The sequence below is a fragment of the Vibrio owensii genome, from assembly GCF_002021755.1.
GTDB lineage: Bacteria > Pseudomonadota > Gammaproteobacteria > Enterobacterales > Vibrionaceae > Vibrio > Vibrio owensii.
Window position 1 is genome coordinate 225,988 of the sequence record NZ_CP019959.1, and the last position, 19,441, is coordinate 245,428.

14 protein-coding genes are annotated in these 19,441 nt (G+C 47.4%); 9 read left to right on the top strand and 5 right to left on the bottom strand.

Going from position 1 to position 19,441, the window contains the following annotated elements; genetic code table 11:
• Window positions 1–93: 93 nt before the first annotated feature.
• The 5 genes from A9237_RS00985 to hppD all read right to left on the bottom strand — a co-directional run bounded on the left by A9237_RS00985 (window position 94) and on the right by hppD (window position 4,886).
• Window positions 94–756 (bottom strand): DUF2726 domain-containing protein, encoded by a 663-nt coding sequence (locus A9237_RS00985; RefSeq protein WP_078607220.1) that lies wholly within the window; start codon window positions 754–756, stop codon window positions 94–96.
• 197 nt (window positions 757–953) lie between these two features.
• Window positions 954–1,622, bottom strand: a complete 669-nt coding sequence (gene maiA / locus A9237_RS00990) for a maleylacetoacetate isomerase (RefSeq protein WP_078607222.1) — start codon at window positions 1,620–1,622, stop codon at window positions 954–956.
• A gap of 20 nt (window positions 1,623–1,642) precedes the next feature.
• Entirely contained in the window at window positions 1,643–2,680 is a 1,038-nt protein-coding gene (locus A9237_RS00995) for a fumarylacetoacetate hydrolase family protein (protein ID WP_078607224.1), read from the bottom strand.
• Between the two features lie 9 nt (window positions 2,681–2,689).
• On the bottom strand, window positions 2,690–3,820 hold the full coding sequence (locus tag A9237_RS01000) for a homogentisate 1,2-dioxygenase (RefSeq protein ID WP_078607226.1): 1,131 nt from the start codon (window positions 3,818–3,820) through the stop codon (window positions 2,690–2,692).
• Complete coding sequence (gene hppD, locus A9237_RS01005; protein WP_005427851.1) at window positions 3,813–4,886, bottom strand: 4-hydroxyphenylpyruvate dioxygenase; 1,074 nt, start codon at window positions 4,884–4,886, stop codon at window positions 3,813–3,815. The genes A9237_RS01000 and hppD overlap by 8 nt, the downstream gene beginning before the upstream one ends.
• Window positions 4,887–5,276: 390 nt before the next feature.
• Between hppD and A9237_RS01010 the strand changes: the two genes are divergently transcribed.
• The 9 genes from A9237_RS01010 to A9237_RS01055 all read left to right on the top strand — a co-directional run bounded on the left by A9237_RS01010 (window position 5,277) and on the right by A9237_RS01055 (window position 19,326).
• Complete coding sequence (locus tag A9237_RS01010) at window positions 5,277–5,741, top strand: TetR family transcriptional regulator (protein WP_078607228.1); 465 nt, start codon at window positions 5,277–5,279, stop codon at window positions 5,739–5,741.
• A 610-nt stretch (window positions 5,742–6,351) separates the two neighbouring features.
• Window positions 6,352–7,458 carry a M20/M25/M40 family metallo-hydrolase gene (locus A9237_RS01015; protein WP_005439962.1) on the top strand — a complete coding sequence of 369 codons (1,107 nt, stop codon included), beginning with the start codon at window positions 6,352–6,354 and terminating at the stop codon, window positions 7,456–7,458.
• Window positions 7,459–7,775: 317 nt separating this feature from the next.
• Window positions 7,776–9,386: a peptide ABC transporter substrate-binding protein gene (locus A9237_RS01020; protein WP_078607230.1), complete on the top strand. Its 1,611-nt coding sequence runs from the start codon at window positions 7,776–7,778 to the stop codon at window positions 9,384–9,386.
• A gap of 163 nt (window positions 9,387–9,549) precedes the next feature.
• Window positions 9,550–10,470: an oligopeptide ABC transporter permease OppB gene (gene oppB / locus A9237_RS01025; protein WP_005439957.1), complete on the top strand. Its 921-nt coding sequence runs from the start codon at window positions 9,550–9,552 to the stop codon at window positions 10,468–10,470.
• Between the two features lie 9 nt (window positions 10,471–10,479).
• Window positions 10,480–11,412 carry an ABC transporter permease subunit gene (locus A9237_RS01030; protein WP_005439955.1) on the top strand — a complete coding sequence of 311 codons (933 nt, stop codon included), beginning with the start codon at window positions 10,480–10,482 and terminating at the stop codon, window positions 11,410–11,412.
• Window positions 11,413–11,421: 9 nt separating this feature from the next.
• On the top strand, window positions 11,422–12,405 hold the full coding sequence (locus A9237_RS01035) for an ABC transporter ATP-binding protein (protein ID WP_078607233.1): 984 nt from the start codon (window positions 11,422–11,424) through the stop codon (window positions 12,403–12,405).
• 9 nt (window positions 12,406–12,414) lie between these two features.
• Window positions 12,415–13,410 carry an ABC transporter ATP-binding protein gene (locus A9237_RS01040; protein ID WP_009702673.1) on the top strand — a complete coding sequence of 332 codons (996 nt, stop codon included), beginning with the start codon at window positions 12,415–12,417 and terminating at the stop codon, window positions 13,408–13,410.
• The gene (locus tag A9237_RS01045) at window positions 13,407–15,203 is read left to right on the top strand and encodes an aminopeptidase P family protein (protein WP_078607235.1); all 1,797 of its coding nucleotides are present in this window, start codon (window positions 13,407–13,409) and stop codon (window positions 15,201–15,203) included. Before A9237_RS01040 ends, A9237_RS01045 begins: the two co-directional genes overlap by 4 nt.
• Window positions 15,204–15,615: 412 nt before the next feature.
• Window positions 15,616–19,326, top strand: coding sequence for a M66 family metalloprotease (locus tag A9237_RS01055; RefSeq protein WP_153303191.1), 3,711 nt, complete (start codon window positions 15,616–15,618; stop codon window positions 19,324–19,326).
• Window positions 19,327–19,441 lie beyond the last annotated feature (115 nt).

A 19,441-nucleotide genomic window follows, 5' to 3' on the forward strand; every position in this document is an offset into this window, starting at 1 on the left:
TTCACTCTTCTTAAGGCATTAAACCGCGCAAAAAAAGGCTTCAACCAATCCAGTTGAAGCCTTTCTCTATTTCAATATCTGGGAGCGAATTGTTTATTCGTCTTCGGTATCAAACACCACGTTGTAGTTTTCTGTGTAGGTACAGTTTGGCTGACGGCTACAAGTGAAGAAGCGTCGACCTTTAAACTCACCTTGGCTTGCTATTCTGATGATCATCGGACTGCCACACTTCTTACAAAAGCGGACTTCTTTATCCGGTTCAATCAGATCAATGTGTGCCGCCAATAAACGACGTAAGCGCCCTACTTGGTAGCTGTGTTTTACCGATGCGCCAATCAAAGGAAGGTTCGCCGATTTACACACGTGCATCAGCAGCTTTTGGCGCTCGACTTTGCCTTTATGCAGCTGCTGACCGTTATCAAGCTCAATAATCACACGTGGTTCAAGCGTTCTAGGGTCGCAGATAACGTAATCAAAGTAGCTGCGTGAAATTCGGTTACTGGCAATAAAGAACTGCTTCTTGTTCTTAATCTCTTTTGGTGCGATCAACGTTGCCATGTTTACTTTGGCAAACACCACGGCATGATCGCCAACCGCCGCTCTTAACGCATTAAAAAACGCCCCTTCTTGCCCTTTTAATAAAGGACCTTTCGAACGATATGGGAAGTCTCGCGTGTCATCGTTTTTGATCACGTACTTTTGAATGATAAAGAAGAAAACAACAAGTAGAACAACAATGATAAAGATGTTGGTCATAGATAAAGTGCGCCCAAAACAACTAGTTGCTCAAAGCCTAAATGGAAATTTTAGCCAGAGCAACAAAACCGATAAATTTTGCGGGGTGATGATAACAGTAGCCAACGTTTTGAACACGATTTTTACGTCAAGTTGAGAGAACAAAAACGGACTCCACTAAGAGCCCGTTTGTTAATCATTAAGATGTAGAGATAGTGCTAGCTGTTCGCGTCGGGTTGGTTCTCTGGCATGGCATCAATAAATGCAGGCAGTTGATTACATGCTTCTACAACCGAGCTAATAATTGGATAAGGGGTCATATCCACTCCAAAACGTAACGCATTGTAAACTTGAGGCACTAAAGAAATATCAACAACAGAGGGAGAGTCAGTCACACTGTAGATACAGTTTCCATGTTGTTGTCGATGCTGGTTTAGTTTCTCTTCTAACGCAGTAAAGCCTTGATTTACCCAATGATGAATCCACTCGACTTTCGCCTCTTGATCACACGACAGCTTCCCTTCTAGATACTGCAACACGCGCAAATTATTAAGTGGGTGGATCTCCATCGCGATATCCTGAGCCATAGCCAAAGCATGGTAACGAAGCGGCGATGGCTCTGGAATCACTCGAATTTGTGGATACTGCTCATCGAGATATTGAATGATGGCAAGAGATTGGTTTAACTGAATATCACCATCCACCAGCACTGGCACAAGCTCAGAGGCATTTAACTCATGGTATTCCAAGCTGTGTTGCTCGCCGCCATTACGTACCAAGTGAATCGATTTGGACTCGTACTTCAGCTCTTTTAAGTTCAAACAAATACGCACTCGATATGCCGCCGAGGAGCGCCAATAGCCATAGAGGGTGATGTTATCGCTCATACTTCCCTTTCCCCTCACTCTCAGTGTTTTAGGTATTGGCTGACTTGCTGATCAATCGCGCCAAAGATCGAGTTGCCACCTGCGTCAAACATCTCAAGCTTGATAGAGTCACCAAACGACATAAAGCTCGTCGACGGTTTACCATCACGAATGGTTTCAATCATGCGCACTTCTGCAATGCACGAGTAGCCTACGCCACCCTCTTCGATAGAGGTACCGTGCTCCGTGCCCTGCTTGTTCGATACGGTGCCCGAGCCAATGATTGCACCTGCAGAAAGTGGACGGGTTTTGCTGGCATGGACAATCAAATCAGCGAAATCAAACGTCATATCTATGCCTGCATTCGGACAACCAAATGGCGCGTTGTTATAAGTTGAAACCAAAGGCAAATGAACTTTGTTTTCATACCATGCTTCACCCAGTTCATCAGGCGTTACTGCAACAGGAGAAAACGCCGACGATGGTTTTGATTGGAAGAAGCCGAAACCTTTTGCCAGCTCCGCCGGAATCAAACCACGCAACGATACATCGTTTACAAGCATGATAAGGCGAATGGATTCTTGTGCTTCTGCAATACTTGCTCCCATCGGCACGTCACCGGTGATAACGGCAACTTCACCTTCGAAGTCAATACCCCACTCGTCGCTGGCAAATTCGATGTTGTCGCAAGGACCGATAAATGCGTCAGAACCGCCTTGATACATCAAAGGGTCGGTCCAGAAGCTTTCTGGCATTTCCGCACCGCGCGCTTTACGCACTAGTTCTACGTGATTGACGTAAGCACTGCCATCCGCCCATTGATAGGCTCGAGGCAATGGTGACTCTAGATAGTGGGATTCAAACGCTTCACTTCCTGAAACCGAACCATTGTTTAGCGCGTTATAAAGCTCTTCCAGTTGTGGAGCGACTTTATCCCAGTTATCCAATGCCACTTGCATGGTTGGCGCAAGATGCATCGCGTGGAAAATTTCGGTTGTCGGAACGCATTGTTTCAAGTCTTTGCTCACGACCATCAACAGACCATCGCGAGTACCATTTTTCTTGGTTGCTAATTTCATCCTTGCCCCTTACTTCTCTTGCCAGCTATAGACGTATTCTTTGTTTTCAACCTTATCGAGCTCGTCAGAAAACTCGAGCGCGTGGCGCGTATCAATCATCACTGCCACTTCATCGGTAAACTTCTTCTTATATTCCTGACCCGCTTTGAACGCTTTCGGGTGAGGACCGTGGGTAAAGCCTGCCGGATGGAAAGTCACCATGCCTGCTTCGATGTTGTCACGGCTGAAGAAATCCCCTGCGTGGTAGAACAAGACTTCGTCATAATCGTCATTGTTATGATAGAACGGCACCTTCAGTGCGCCAGGGTCGCTCTCGATTGGACGTGGCACAAACGTACACACCACAAATCCAGCACCAACAAATGTTGTGTGAGCAGAAGGCGGTAAGTGATAGCGATGCGACATCAAAGGACGAATATCACGCCAGTTCACTTTCACCACAGCCAAGTCACCGTGCCAACCAATCGCATCAAGCGGGTTGAATGGGTAAGTAATCACGCTGACTTTGTCATGGCGCTTCACATGAACTTGAGTTTGATCTTCTGAGTATTGCGCGCGGAATTCGTCATTAATTGACGGTGTTTCCAGAACGGCTGGGTCGAATACAGCGTGATTACCCACCATGCCTTTTTCTGGCAAAGAATAAGCAGCATCGGTGTTTTCAATCATCAGAACAAACATTGGTTCGCTTGGTTCTAATCGCCAACTGGTCGAGCGTGGGATCATCACGTAATCACCTTCGCTCACTTTGAGATGACCATAATCGCAGTAAAGGTCTGCCGTGCCATGATGGATGAACAGCAGCTCATCGCCATCGGCGTTACGCACCAAGAAGTCCATCTTCTCGTCCATACGCCATACACGTATCTTACAGTTGGCGTTGTGTAGAAGATGCGGCACTGCCCAAGGCGAAATCTGACTCGCCGTTTCGACTAGGTTGAAATCGAAAGCGCGCGGACGTAAATCGCCTTCCCACTCAGACCAACCTGTCGGTGCGTGTTGATGATGAAAGTGTGCCGCAGGACCGAAGAACCCACTTCGACCTGCTTCACGTTCGTAAATTGCCTCTTCGGGGAAATCAGCATGTGCTTGCTTGGAGCACACTCCCTCACGATGAGGAAATGGAATCCATTTATGCATCGCTTAGTACTCCTCGACGGATTTGGTCTTCTTCAATCGATTCAAACAAGGCTTTGAAGTTACCCTCACCAAAGCCCTCGTTGCCTTTACGCTGAATGATTTCAAAGAACACAGGGCCAATTACGGTCTGGGTGAAGATTTGCAGCAAGATGCCGTCTTTGGTTGGCGCGCCATCAATAAGAACTTGTAGATCGCGCAATTTGCTGACATCTTCCCCGTGCCCTTTTACGCGCTCGTCGACTTTCTCGTAGTACGTATCTGGTGTTGGCATAAAGTCCATGCCACGATCACGCAGTGTTTGAACGGTTTGGTAGATGTCATCGGTGGTCATCGCGATGTGCTGAATACCTTCACCGTTGTATTCACGGATGAACTCTTCAATCTGGGATTTGTCGTCAGAAGACTCATTGATTGGAATGCGGATCTTGCCACACGGTGCGGTCATTGCTCGGCTAACAAGCCCTGTCAGCTTACCTTCAATGTCGAAGTAGCGGATCTCGCGGAAGTTACCAATGCGCTCATAGAATCCTGACCACACGTCCATGTTGCCTTGCTTCACGTTATGGGTCAGATGGTCGATTTCGTACATACCAACGTCTGCTTTCGCTAGGCGCTCTTCTGCATCGTCATAGAAACGGAAGTCAACATCGTAAATGCTCTGTTTGCCGTAACGATCCACGAAGTAAAGAAGACTCTCACCGATACCGTAAATTGCTGGGATGCTCAGCTCCATCGGACCGATTTCTGTTTTGTACTCTTCACCGCCGTTATCCAGCGCTTGCTTAAGTGCTACGTTCGCATCTTTCACACGAAATGCCATGCCACAAACGGAAGGACCGTGAACTTTAGCGAAGCCTTCTGCCTGACTGTGCGGCTGAGCATTAACGATAAAGCTGATGTCACCTTGTCGGTATAGCCAAGCCTCTTTAGAACGGTGTTTTGCGATCTCTGCAAAACCCAACGAAACAAACAGCGCTTTCAGTTGTTCAATACCTTCGCTATCCGCCGCTGTGTATTCCACAAATTCGAATCCATCCGTGCCTAATGGGTTGTAGGTGTCCACCATGACTTTCTCCTTATGTCATTGTTGTGTTTGAACATACGTTCTCTTTCGATATTTCTAACTTGGCGCAGGAGGACAAGAATTGGAATACATGAGTGGAAATCTGGCTTTACGCAGTTTTAAACGGCAGTTGTAAAATTTATGTTACACGCAATTTTGTTATAGCAAACGTTTACGACAATTATACGGAAAGCGAGCTATATCAATGCATTATCATATACCACATCAATTTACACACCGCAGCAAGATGTAAACAACTTGTTACCGCGGCGATTATTTTGGGCAGTAACGCGCATTTATCATTCAAACAAGGTCCCGTTAAGGATATTTATATGGAATGCAAGACGATAAGTGTTAGTATCGTTTTTTTAACCACAACATTGGCAAATAGTTATGGCACGCCGAACTCACGCAGATACCCAAATTACGATCAACACCATTCTCGATGTCGCGACAGAGCAACTGATCACGCTTGGCTACGAGAAAATGTCTTACACAACGTTGAGCGAGCAATCGGGAATATCGAGGACGGGGATAAGCCACCACTTTGCAAAGAAAGCCGATATCCCTCGCGCTCTGCAAGGCAGACTGCTAAAAATGTTGATGGATAAGCTCGACCTGTCCGGTAGCGAAGAGGCATTTGTCAGTAGTTGGAAGCAACATTTCGAAGATTCTGAATTCATGGCGATCTGGCGCTTGGCATTCTTGATGACCGTTTGCGAGCACCACACTCCTTACCTCAAAGACTTTCAAAATCAGGTAGAGGCAGTGGCTTCTTACAAGTTGCACAAAGATAGCCAGCGCACGGTTGAGTGGTTGATTGGATTAACCCTGCTAAGCATTCATCGATACGAATAAAGTCAAATCAATAGTGAAGCCGAGTACCCTACTCGGCTTTTTGCTTTTTTAGGGTGTTGAATACATAAAAACAAAAGGTTAGCAGCATTGAAACTAAAGCGACCGAACCCTTTGCAGAGTTCGGTCTATCCAGAAAGGCAGTGCGAGAGGACATGAATAAACAGAGATTGTATTAATCCACATTCGTGACATTGCTTCAATAAATAGAGGGTAAATTACAATCAGCTCTACACATATACTGCTAACTTTTCATCAATTACAAAAATAGCTCGACTCTGTACATAAATACTGAAGTACTTCAGTTAAAACAGAGACTTTCTCGACATATAGAGATTCGTAAAAAGCTCACATCATTCTTCTACGTCCTATTCCCCCTAACACTGATTTCATACGTAGCTCTTACCCTCGTGCTTTCCTAGCTGTTATTTACTTTCGTGACCGCCGCATCAGATCCGGTAATTCACAGGTCAGAATAATGTCAGGCAGAGGTGTTTTTTGATTCAAGACAGTTTTCACATGGATTAGCTGTGTAATAAGAGGTGTTCTGTTCCCTTTCGGGCTCGCACTCTATACCGCTGCGGTCTCGACCAAGAAAGAAAGAGACATCCAAATGACACAAATTAACCAAGAACGTCTAGTTGAACATTTCTGCCAACTGGTTCGCATCGACAGCGAATCTATGAATGAAAAACAAATTGCAGAAACTCTGGCTGAGCAACTGGGCGAACTAGGCTTTACGGTTCACAAACTACCAGTACCAGAGCACATTTCTAACGGTTTCAACGTGTACGCACGTCTAGAAGGCAAGAAAGAAGGCTCTATCCTAATGAGCTGCCACATGGATACAGTAACGCCTGGTATCGGTATCGAGCCAATCATCGAAGATGGCATCATTCGCTCTAAAGGCAATACGATCCTTGGTGGTGACGACAAATCAGGCATCGCAGCGATCATGGAAGCGGTTCGCTGCATCCAAGCTGAAAACCTAGAGCACAAAACGTTAGAGCTTGCTTTCACTGTGCATGAAGAAGGCGGCCTGTTCGGCTCTGAGTACTTCGACATGACGCACGTAACGTCTAAAGAAGCGATCGTACTGGATACAGGCGGCCCTATCGGCACTATCGTGACTGCGGCACCTGGTCAGCAAAAAATCGTTGCGACAATCAAAGGCCGCCCTGCACACGCGGGTCTAGCACCTGAAGAAGGCATCAGCGCAATCATGGTAGCGGCAGATGCAATCAACCAGATGAAGCTGCTTCGTATCGACGAAGAAACCACAGCAAACATCGGTATGGTAAACGGCGGTCAAGCGACAAACATCGTGATGCCGGAATTAAAAATTGTTGCTGAAGCACGCTCTCTAAACGGTGATAAGCTAGAAGCACAAGTGAACCACATGATCTCTACCTTCGAGTCAGTATGTGAAAAACACGGCGCAGAAGTTGAAATCGAATCAAGCCGCGCATACGACGCATTTGTTATCGAAGAAGACAATGCTCACGTATCAGCAATCAAAGCGGCATTTGCTGACATGGGCATCGATGCATTCACAAAAGGCACTGGTGGCGGTAGCGACGCAAACAACTTCAACAAGAAAGGTCTAACAACAGTAAACCTTTCTACTGGTATGGCGAAAGTCCACACCACTGAAGAATTCATTGCCGTTGACGACATGGTGAAAATCACTGAGTTCGTTAAGCACTTCCTAGTGAAATAATCTAGAGAATAGAGCGCAATTTACGCTGAATTTGAAATGCTAACACTGATCCCCTTCTTGCTTCGCGCATGAAGGGGATTTTTCGTTTCTATCCGCTTCACTCTCTCCATTATCTCTTTGCCCTGCATTCTTAGCAGAGAATCTGACTATGCCAAGTTGGCATAAATTCATGGATTGAAATTCTACTGGCTCACTTTTTGAGACCAAAAAGCTCAGCTTCTAACACCCTGTTACAGGTATGTTAAAACTCGATTGTCTGAACAATTTATACAATATACATTCAACTCATCTTCAAGGATGAATCGAGTGAGGAAAGGATGAAACTACCTAAGCTACTTTTGTTGGCATCTGTGATGAGCCCAATGTTTGCGGCTTCGACTTATGCTGTGCCGTACCCATCGGGCGTGACACTCGCCGAAGCACAAGAGATCACGCTTAATAACGGTGCAGAAGTGACGTCTATCGATCCGGCTAAACAAGCAGCTGAGCCCGCATTTAACCTTGGTCGAGACTTGTTCGAAGGGTTAACGATTCAAGACAAACAAGGAAAAACCATTCCCGGCGTTGCGAAATCTTGGTCGGTGAACGACAACAATACGGTCTACACCTTCAAGCTTCGTGATGCGAAATGGTCGAATGGTGACAATGTCACTGCACAAGACTTTGTCTACAGTTGGCAGCGTCTACTCGACCCCAATACTGCTTCACCTTACGCTTGGTTTGCCGCGATTCCAAACATCCAAAACTCACAAGCCATTATGAAAGGCGAAGCAACACCGCAAACACTTGGCGTAAAAGCGCTGGACGACAAAACCTTCCAAGTGACGCTTGAAAAGCCAATTCCATTTTTTATCAAGCTGCTTAGCCATCCGGTTCTTGCTCCAGTGTATAAAGCCACGGTTGAAAAGTACGGCAGCAACTGGACGCAACCAAAACACATTGTTACTAATGGCGCGTTTACCGTTTCTGAGTGGAAGGTAAACGAAAAAATGGTGATGGTGAAAAACCCGTATTATTGGGACGCAAGCAACGTCGTGTTGGATAAAATCACGTGGTTGCCGATTGGTGATGCCAATGTTGTGCTCAATCGCTATTTAGCGGGGGAAATAGACCAAGTGATGTCGATTCCTTCTGCGCAAAAGAAAAAGCTGATCACCAAGCTGCCACAAGAAGTCGCAGACACCAGTGCGTCACTTGGCTCGACGTTTTATTACCTCAACACCCAGCAGGGTCCAACTAAAGACCTGCGTGTTCGACAAGCCCTATCCTATGCCATTGATCGCAAGATCTTAACCGATGCGATTTTAAGAAACGGTGGTATCCCAATGTTTACCTTGGTGCCGCCACAAACCGATGGCTTTCAATCACACATCCCAGAATACGCGACATGGACAACGAATCAGCGTATCGACAAAGCCAAACGCTTATTGGCACAGGCTGGTTATAACAAAGCGAATCCACTCAAACTCACTTTCACTGTTCCTACCTTCTCTAAAGACGTGAAAATGGCAACAGCAATGGCAGGCATGTGGAAAAGCCGCTTAGGCGCGCAAATCACCATTAAACAACTCGAGCCTAAAGTGTTCTACGCATTAAAAGAGCCAACTGAAATCACTCGTGGCGGCTGGACCGCAGACTACAACGAAGCTTCAACATGGCTCGATATCTTCGTCTCCAATGGTGAGTACAACGATTCACGCTACAACAACCCCAAATATGATGAGTTGATGTCGCGTTCTAAAACCATGAATGATCCCTCAAAGCTGTATCTACAAGCAGAAAGCATGCTGATTGAAGATATGGCGATTATCCCGATTTACCGTCCAGGCAACGATCAATATTTGATCAAGCCTTATGTTGGTGGCTACGAGCGTACTAACCCCGAGTCCTCGTACTACCGCAAGAATGTCTATGTGAAAGTCCACTAATGGCATGCTTTCGGCCTGAGTCGGCTCGGTAACACGCACTGACATTGCGAGTACATGGCATATCGTGTCGAACTTCTCTTCTCTCGGTGATGAGCTCAGGCCAATTTTTTCTCTTTCTCGACGTGACGACATGTGACGTCGAATGACCAAAGGATGATGGATCATGATTTGGTACATTCTCAGACGATTAGCCATCGCGATTCCGACGTTGTTGTTTATCGCTTTGGTCTCTTTTTGGTTGATGCATATCGCACCCGGCGGACCGTTTGACATGGAGCGTCCTATGCCGGAAGTGGTTCGCGCTAACATCGAAGCCAAATTTCACCTCGACGAACCATTTTTGGTTCAGTTCTGGATTTATATTACCAACTTCGCTCAAGGCGATTTAGGACCAAGCTTTGTCTATCAAGACTTTACTGTGACTCAGTTGGTCGCTCAATCTTGGCCAGTCTCTGCCCTGCTCGGCGTTCTGTCTTTTTGTATCTCAGTGCCACTTGGCATGTTGCTCGGCACCATTGCTGCGTTAAAGCGCAATAGCCGCTTAGATTACGGGTTGATGACCCTTTCCATGACGGGTGTTGTTGTGCCAGCTTTCGTCCTCGCGCCAGTATTGGTGACGATATTTGCGATTCATTTAGGTTGGCTACCTGCCGGTGGTTGGGAAGGAGGACAACTCGCTTTTCTCGTTCTACCAGTGCTAAGTCTTGCGATTGGCTCTATCGCCAGTATTGCTCGTGTTATGCGCGGCGCCATGATTGAAACACTGAATCAACCTTATATTCGTACTGCAAAAGCCAAAGGGTTATCGACCGCATACATCTTGTTCCACCATGCACTGCGACCGTCATTGATCCCCGTCGTCGCCATGCTGGGTCCAGCTTTTGTCTCGGTTGTCACAGGCTCGGTCATCATCGATATCTTTTTTGGTACTGGCGGTATGGGTCAACACTTTGTCTCCGGCGCACTGAATCGCGATTACGGCTTAGTCATGGGTATTACTCTCATCGTTGCTTCACTGACGATCTTTTTCAACCTTGTGGTCGACTTGCTCTACACCGTTATCGACCCGCGTATCCGAGTTTAGGAGCCGAGCATGTTATCGATTAAAAAACTGGATACTCAATCCTTACAAGACCGAGTCGTTGATAATATAGAAGCCGTAGAAGGTCGCAGTCTGTGGCAAGACGCGTGGACTCGCTTTCGCAGAAATCGCGCGGCAATGACCTCCGTATACGTGCTGGCGTTCATCATCTTGTGTATCACCTTTGGTCCTTCACTTGCTGCCTTTGGACATGATGAGATTGATTGGAACATCCTTGCTGACCCGTACGAGTTAGGGAAACCCTCTTTGAGCAGCGGGCACTATTTTGGTACCGACGACCTAGGACAAGACCTGTTTGCCCGCACGATGCAAGGTGGTCGCCTGTCGATTTTGGTTGGCTTTGTTGGTGCCTTGGTTGCCGTTGTGATTGGCACTATTTGGGGCAGTATTTCTGGCTATCTTGGTGGTGTGGTAGACAGCGTAATGATGCGCATCATCGAAGTGCTCGACTCAGTGCCATTTATGTTCATGGTCATCCTGTTCGTGACCTTATTTGGTAACAACATCTATCTGATCTTTATCGTGATTGGCATGGTCTCATGGCTAGGTATTGCCCGAGTGGTACGGGGCGTAACCTTCGGCATCAAAAAGCGCGAATTTATTGAAGCAGCACACTCCATTGGCGTATCTAAATTCACCATTGTGCGCCGTCATGTGTTGCCAAACGTGCTTGGGATCGTGATGGTCTATTCGTCCTTAATGGTGCCCGGATTCATCATGTTTGAATCCTTCTTGAGTTTCTTAGGTTTAGGTGTTCAACCGCCAGACACCAGTTGGGGAATCTTGATTTCAGAAGGCGCAAAAACCATCGACGTGGCATTGTGGATGCTACTTTTCCCATCGCTGTTTTTGGTCGCAACCCTGTTTTGTTTTAACTTCATCGGCGATGGCTTACGCGACGCCCTTGACCCGAAAGATCGATAAGGACTTCCCATGCTATCAATTGAAAACATGAACGTGCGCTTCGATACGCCAGACGGACAAGTGCAAGCGGTCAGCAACCTCTCCTACACGATTAAAGCGGGAGAAACGCTAGGTATCGTTGGCGAGTCCGGCTCAGGCAAGAGCCAATCGGTATTTGCGCTAATGGGGCTAACAGCTGATAACGGGAACGTCTCTGGCGAAGCGCGTTTTCATGGCGAGAACTTACTCGCGATGTCGAAGAAGCAACTAAACCGCATTCGCGCAGAGAAAATCGGCATGATCTTTCAAGATCCGATGACCTCTCTTAACCCATTTATGAAGATTGGCAAACAGCTTAGTGAAGTGCTGATGGTGCACAAAGGAATGAGCCGAAAACAGGCCATAGCAGAATCCATACAGATGTTGGATGCAGTGCGTATCCCTTCTCCGGAAACGCGCATGAACCAATATCCACACGAGCTTTCTGGCGGTATGCGCCAACGTGTGATGATTGCCATGGCGTTGCTGTGTAAACCGGAACTGCTTATTGCCGATGAGCCCACAACCGCACTCGACGTAACAGTACAAGCACAAATCCTGACGCTATTACGCGAGTTACAACAAGAGTTCAACACTGCCATTTTGCTTATCACTCACGATATGGGCGTGGTCGCTGAAATGTGTGACCGAGTTTTAGTCATGTACGGCGGACAAAAAATGGAACAAGCCGATACGGACACGTTATTCGCCCAACCCGCTCACCCATATACCCAAGGGCTTCTAAAGGCGATCCCATCGATTACAGAAGATATGCCTCGTTTGCCAACCATTGCCGGTAACCCGCCGAGCGCTCTGATCAATCACAAAGGCTGCCCGTTTAGAGATCGCTGTGACTATCGTGAACCACGTTGCCAAACACAAACACCTCGGTTCGCGCCCCTTAACGGACGCCAATCCATCGCCTGTCATGTCAAAGCGCAAGGCAGTATTTCTCTTATTCATCAATCGGCTTAAGGAAACGTTATGACCCAGCAAGAAGTGTTACTGTCTGCCCGCGACCTGAAAGTCCACTTTCCAGTATCGCGCCATATCATTCCTAGTCGAAGAAAGATCGTCAAAGCGGTGAATGGCATTGACTTAGATGTGTACCGAGGTGAAACCCTTGGCATTGTCGGCGAATCCGGCTGTGGTAAGTCCACATTGGCGCGCGCCCTACTTCGGTTGGTTGAACCGACATACGGCACCCTGACGTGGAAAGGTGAAGATATGCGTGGCTTTGGCAAAAACGCACTCGCCCTTCGTCGTCGAGAGTTCCAGATGATATTTCAAGACCCATCAGCCAGCTTAAACCCGCGCTTAACCATTTCAGAATGCATTGCCGAACCACTACTAACGCACGAACCAAGGCTCAAACGTGCCGAAGTTGAAAAGCGAGTCATCGCCATGATGGACAAAGTAGGACTGCTCGCAAGCCAACGTAACCGCTATCCGCATGAGTTTTCTGGTGGTCAGTGTCAACGTGTCGGCATCGCACGAGCGTTGATTCTTAACCCCGACTTGGTGGTGTGTGATGAACCCGTGAGCGCACTTGATGTGTCCATTCAGGCGCAAGTGATCAATCTACTCGATGACCTAAAACAAGAAATGGGACTGACGCTGGTAATGATTGCTCACGATCTCAGCGTGGTACGTCATATTAGTGATCGCGTAATGGTGATGTATCTGGGTAAGCCGATGGAAGTCGGACGTTACGACCAAGTATTTGATGATGCGCAGCATCCTTATACCAAAGCGCTGCTTTCTGCTGTGCCAATCGCCAACCCTCAATTAGCACGCAACCGCGAGATCCAATTACTGCCCGGAGATCTCCCTTCCCCGCTCAGCCCTCCGAGCGGTTGCGTCTTTCGAACCCGATGCCCAGAAGCGACCCAACTCTGCGGGCAGCAAAGCCCTGCAAAAATTGGCTCTGAGCAACATCATATCTATTGTTCAAACATGATTTCAGGAAGTCTTTCATGAATACAACAAACTCGGTAAATCAACGTCTTTCATCGCTGCGAGATGCGATGGCAACTTATCACGTTGCAGCTTATATCGTAACGAATAACGATCCTCACAATAGTGAATACTCTGCGGATCATTGGGCTGGTCGAACATGGATTTCTGGTTTTACCGGTTCGGCAGGCAACGTTGTCATTACCACTCAAGGCGGTGGATTATGGACCGATGGTCGCTACTACATTCAAGCTGAAGAACAGCTTCATGGTACTGGACTCAACCTATTTAAAGCGCGTCAACCAGAGACGCCAAGTATTCCCAAATGGTTAGCCAGCACGTTAGAAGCCAACAGTACCATCGCGGTAGATGGGCGCTCTATCAGCTATGCATTTCACCAAGAACTCAAACAAGCGCTTGAACCTAAAAACATCCAGATTATCCTCGATCTCGATTTACTGACACCGATCTGGCATGACCGCCCTAGTAGACCAACTGAGCAGATCTTTCAGCACTCTGTCGCCTTTGCCGGCATAGAGACCAAGCAAAAGTTGGCTGACCTTCGCTCTTGGCTTGGCGACAACTACGTTGACGGTTTGTTGGTGTCCACGTTAGATGATGTAATGTGGACGCTAAATATTCGTGGCGCAGATACTCCTTACTGCCCAGTATCTGAGGCGTATCTTGTAGTAGAACAGACGCGTGCGACCGCATTTATCGACAAAGCGAAGTTACCAGCTGAGATAGAAAAACAACTCAACGAGCAAGGTGTCAGCGTTCGTCATTACGACTACGTGAGCCAATATTTGAATCAGCAATGTGAAGGGCTTTCTCTTGCGTTTAACCCAAGCTACACCGACAGTTTATTGGTCAGTGCAATTGAGCAAAACGTTTCACTAAAGCCAATGGCTTGCCCGGTCACCGACATGAAAGCCAGCAAAAACCCGACCGAGCTAGCCAATCTCGAACAGTCATTGAAAGACGATGGTGTGGCAGTTGTCAGGTTCATGAGTTGGTTAGAAGACCAAGTTCCAAGTGGGCTTGTTACTGAATTGTCTGCTGAGGCGCAGTTAAAAAGTTATCGCCGTCAAACTCGCCATTATGTGAGCGACAGTTTTCGCACCATCGCAGGCTTTGCTGCCCATGGTGCCAAAATGCACTACGCCGCCGATGAAGAAAGCAATGCCGTCGTCAACGAGAGCAACTTCTTTCTTGTTGACTCCGGCGGTCAATACCTTGGCGGCACTACGGATATCACCCGTACTTTCCATTTCGGGTCACCGACCATTAAACAACGCAAAGACTACACCTTAGTGCTCAAAGCGGTCATCCGACTGACTCAGACTCGATTTATGAAAGGCTCTACGGGTGCCAATCTCGACATCATGGCTCGCGGTGTGTTGTGGCAGCATGGTATTGATTATAAATGCGGCACGGGACACGGCGTTGGTATTTGCTTAAATGTTCATGAGGGTCCACAAAACTTTTCGCAAAGCCATCGCGAAGTGGAACTGAAACCAGGCATGGTGATCACCAACGAGCCGGGCGTGTATCGCGAAGGTGAATACGGCGTTCGTATCGAGAACATTATGAAAGTCGTGGAAGTCGATCAGAATGAATTTGGCACATTTTACGGTTTTGAGACCATTACCCTCGCCCCAATTGCCACCAGCATGCTCGATGTCACCTTACTTAGCCAAGACGAAGTGGATTGGTTAAATCACTATCACACGCAGGTTTACAAAGCGCTCAGCCCATCATTAGATGCGCATGACAAAACTTGGTTACAAGGCGCAACCCAGATGGTAGATAAATAGCGTTTTCTTCATCTCCAATTTCATTTTCATTTCAAACTCTTGTTAACTTCAAATAACTTAGTTTGATTGCCAGTCCTCGGGCTGGCTTTTTTCTTCTCACTGACTCATTCCTCGCTAAAAATCCCTTTTTTCTTAGAACAACATGCCATTCGCATACATAGGAAACATCATTTTGTATAGATAGATAAATACGAATTTGGACATAAGATACCAATCTAATTTCGCGATCAAATCAGAGCTGGAAGCAAAATCACAAGCGCAATTCATGCTATCTATTTCGCCGTCAATTCCCATCAGATAATCAAATCTGTAAGCCACTCACATTGAGATTGCTTATGTAATCCCCTCCATACTGTGTCGAGCTTCTGGCGACACATAAATGTCTATTCCATTGGCAAAAGTAGAGTCTAATATGAAGAAAAACACGCTCGCTTGGCTGATCTCATCCTTGTTAGGAAGTACAGCCGCTTTCGCAAACGCGAACCACGACCTAACCTTGGTCGAAGTCGGTAACCAAACCTTTGAACGCATAGAAATGCTCAAGCAGTTAGCAGACAAAGGTCAAGGCACGTCCCAACGTGATGGCGAAACCTACCTTGATTTTCAAGGCTATGAATACTGGGTTAACTTTGATGGCTACCCTAAGTTCCCATTCTTATTCGGCGATCAAGACCAAGCCTACCGCAATGTGGTAGACTTCGTCGGTCCTGAATGGGAATTCATCATGTACAACGGTGGCTTCTACCTGATGCACAAAGAGTTTGGCGTGATGAACCCAGACGATACAGGCTGTTACGTAGAATATATCCCTGCAGCCCGAGGCTCGAAGCGTCCAAATGGCGAATACATTTGGCAGTCAGATATGATTCAAAACATCGAGACTTCTGATTGTGGCGACCTATCTGCGCCAAGCATCAATGCATTGAACGTAGCCAGCGTTTCAGATCAAGGTGTTCAACTAGATTGGGCTACGCAAAACGCGAATGACAATGTGGTTTTGACGTTGACCGAATCAGGTTCAGAGCCCGTTCGTTACGACAACGTTCAATCTGGCTTGTTCATTGGTAACCTGAAGCCAGACACTCGGTACACGGCGGAGCTTTCTTCGTGTAATGCGATTGATTGTATCGAGCCACAAAAGATTGAGTTCACGACAATTGCAGCACGCCTTGGTTACGCAGACGAATTGCCGCTAGTAAATCACTTAAATGGCGATTTGACTGGTTCTATCCATTTTGCTCAAACCCATACTACCACCGCCCCGAATCAAAACGATGTGAACCTATTCCCTGACTTGGTGATCGACCGTGAAGCTTTGCTTTTATTCACGCCAGAAGACAAAAACGTTCAGCAAGTTTGGGTAGAAGTGAGCTTTGAAAGCACTGTCATCACTCGCCTCCCAATGCTGCCGCCAAGCGCGCTTGCGGCTTCTGATCAGCCAGATAATGGACGTTCTAAAGTGGTATTCTCCCATCACGCGTGGTCACTGCCGCTGCAATGGGATTGGATGAAGCCAGGCTTGTCGCTGCGCTTGACCGATAACACTGATCGACAAGGCGACTTAGCTGCTAATGAACTTGTCTTTGGCGGCGCGCCGGAACTTATCATCCAAAACATCGACATGGGTATGCTCACGGCGCCGCGTGATGGCAACACCATGATCAAAAACATGGCAAAACTCAGCGCCGATTACTTCCAGAAAATCCCAGCATCTAAACTGGTGATGGCGGATTACACTGCCGCCTATTTCCCGAAAGTGACGCTGCCAAACGGCAAGGTTTACACCACAAGCTCCGATGGTGAAGGTGGTTGGCACGGCGGTGATATGCGTGAAGCCATTGGTAAAGCACTGGTCTCTACAGGTGTGAATAATGCGAACGTTGGCATTACCGACAGTGCTGGCTATTCGCAAGCTTACAATAAACGCTTCAATCACATTACTGCGCACACCAACCGCGGTGTGTACACCAACGGCATTATTGATCATGGCGGCAGTGGCGGCGGTGGCATCGTGACTTTAACGGCGACAACCGGTAACGAATGGTCGCACGAGCTGGGTCATAACTACGGTCTGGGTCACTACCCTTGGTATGCTTCTACGCACGATTTGGAATCTGGTTGGGGTTGGGATGCTCTGCATCGCCGATTTATCGGTAACTTACACTGGACAGGTGAAGCCACGACTAACGATGTGGGTGGAGAGGTGGTACCACCATTTGCGGGTGAATTCCGCTTTATGCGTGACGCTCAAGCCGGTGGTGAAGCCGCACTATTGGGCACCATTAGTCATTACACGTTAGAGCATCCTTCTCAGTCTCGCCGTGTACAAACGTGGCTCAATAACGGCTTTAACGTCGACCTAAACAGCTCAACTGGTTATGTTCGTTGGAATCAAGAAAGCCAAAGTTACGAAGAAGCACAAACCGACACGCCAGTACCTACTGCAGCAGGCGTGCCTGTTGTCACCATGTTAGGCATTTACGATCCGCGTAACGAACTTGCAAGCCAAGTTTACCCGCTGATTTACTCCAACTACGGCAACGTGTTTGAGCTGCCTTCTTCACCAGACGTAACTTATCATCCGGAAGGTTGGCAAGCGGTGTCTTCTTTATCTGACGAACAAATTCAACAAGATTTGTGGCAGACGATGAAGGTCAACAATCAGCAAGCTCGTATTTGTCAGTTCACCTACACGGCAAGCAACGGCGAAAGTGCAAACTTCGTTGGTACAGTCAGTGCAGATATGGTGCGTTGTGAAAGCAGCGAAGACATGTACTGGAATATTAATGGTCAGCGTGAGCACATGATTTCTCAAGATCATGACTACTCGTTGTTGTCTAAATACGGTGAAGGTGCAGTGACTTACACGCCAAACGCCGAAATTGGCGAAGTGCCACTTTGCGTGCTTGATAAATCTGGCACGAGCCATGATGGTGCGGGCTACTTTACCTCTTCCCACTGCCAACAGTTTAGTGGCGTGAAACACAACAACGGTGCAGATTGGCGTTACGCACGACATCAAGGTGGAATGCATCAACCGAGTATGGTCTCTCAACGTAGCTGTGCAGTTACGGTGGAGCGCCAGGATGGCTCAGTACAAAACATTGCGGTTGCAAGTAGCCGATTAAACGACTCACAAAGCAATAAGTTCCACTTTAACCTAGAGCAACTGCCACTACCGACTCGCGTCACCTTAAGTTGTACTGACGTGAATGGTGAACAAGTGCTAGATAGCTTGATCCCTGATCAAAACCCAGCGATCGATAAGCTTGTTGGTCCTATCTTTGTTGGTCAGGAGCACGGTTACAAACAATACGTTGATGAACAAGTCATGTTTGCCGACAACGCAGCGTTAAACCGCATCGACTTTGGCTTTGTGGCTGACTTCGACAAGTTCGTTGCAGACAACTACGGAGCGGGTGTGCTGAACAATGGTGAGACAAGCGCAGAACGCCGCGCTGGTGCACTTTACGTGTACCCTAACCCAGTCACCGGCACTCGCGATTACTTCCTGATGCGTGATATCTCTGCGGCGGATTTCCCAACCAACCAAGCAGACAATGAAGGCTGGAAGTACCTAGGCTCAGCGGAAAACCATGTCCAGTTTGGTTTTAACCCACTGAAAGTCGATCGTAGTAACATCGACAATGCACAGCGTGTTGCCAGCTACTTCAATCAATCTCAATTGCTAACTTGGGAACAAGCGAGTTCAACAACATGGGGTCTATCTGAGAACGCTATTTTCATTGATACCGATGAAAGCGGTGAGCGCCGTTACTTTATGCAAAAACGTCCGGGAGTGAACAGCGCGTTGCCAGTTCAAAACACCTCTGACGCTGATTGGCGCTTTATTGGTAGCGATACGGATATTGAACAGTACATTGCTGAGCTCAACAGTGACCTAGCTAAGTTTGAAGCCGAAATCTTAAACTGGCACAAGCAAGGTCGCATGGGAGTTTGGGGCGAGAACAACAACACGGGAACGATAAACGATATTTACGTGTACCACTTCCGTGGTGGTTACCATTACTACCGCCTCATTGACTGCAAGTACTGGTACTTCCCTTGGCCAACAGAGGCCAACCCAAACAACGCTGATTGGCAGTACTTGGGGCACTTCTAAGCCTTAACCGATATTCAATATGAATAAAAACGCCCAGCACAATGTAAATTCGTGCTGGGCGTTTCATTTTCTGTTGTTGCTAGGACCAGTTGATCTTAATTAACAGAAACAATGT

Coding starts and splice junctions, on each gene's coding strand:
- A9237_RS00985 (WP_078607220.1), bottom strand. CDS start 756: ATGACCAACATCTTTATCATTGTTGTTCTACTTGTTGTTTTCTTCTTT.
- maiA (WP_078607222.1), bottom strand. CDS start 1,622: ATGAGCGATAACATCACCCTCTATGGCTATTGGCGCTCCTCGGCGGCA.
- A9237_RS00995 (WP_078607224.1), bottom strand. CDS start 2,680: ATGAAATTAGCAACCAAGAAAAATGGTACTCGCGATGGTCTGTTGATG.
- A9237_RS01000 (WP_078607226.1), bottom strand. CDS start 3,820: ATGCATAAATGGATTCCATTTCCTCATCGTGAGGGAGTGTGCTCCAAG.
- hppD (WP_005427851.1), bottom strand. CDS start 4,886: ATGGTGGACACCTACAACCCATTAGGCACGGATGGATTCGAATTTGTG.
- A9237_RS01010 (WP_078607228.1), top strand. CDS start 5,277: ATGGCACGCCGAACTCACGCAGATACCCAAATTACGATCAACACCATT.
- A9237_RS01015 (WP_005439962.1), top strand. CDS start 6,352: ATGACACAAATTAACCAAGAACGTCTAGTTGAACATTTCTGCCAACTG.
- A9237_RS01020 (WP_078607230.1), top strand. CDS start 7,776: ATGAAACTACCTAAGCTACTTTTGTTGGCATCTGTGATGAGCCCAATG.
- oppB (WP_005439957.1), top strand. CDS start 9,550: ATGATTTGGTACATTCTCAGACGATTAGCCATCGCGATTCCGACGTTG.
- A9237_RS01030 (WP_005439955.1), top strand. CDS start 10,480: ATGTTATCGATTAAAAAACTGGATACTCAATCCTTACAAGACCGAGTC.
- A9237_RS01035 (WP_078607233.1), top strand. CDS start 11,422: ATGCTATCAATTGAAAACATGAACGTGCGCTTCGATACGCCAGACGGA.
- A9237_RS01040 (WP_009702673.1), top strand. CDS start 12,415: ATGACCCAGCAAGAAGTGTTACTGTCTGCCCGCGACCTGAAAGTCCAC.
- A9237_RS01045 (WP_078607235.1), top strand. CDS start 13,407: ATGAATACAACAAACTCGGTAAATCAACGTCTTTCATCGCTGCGAGAT.
- A9237_RS01055 (WP_153303191.1), top strand. CDS start 15,616: ATGAAGAAAAACACGCTCGCTTGGCTGATCTCATCCTTGTTAGGAAGT.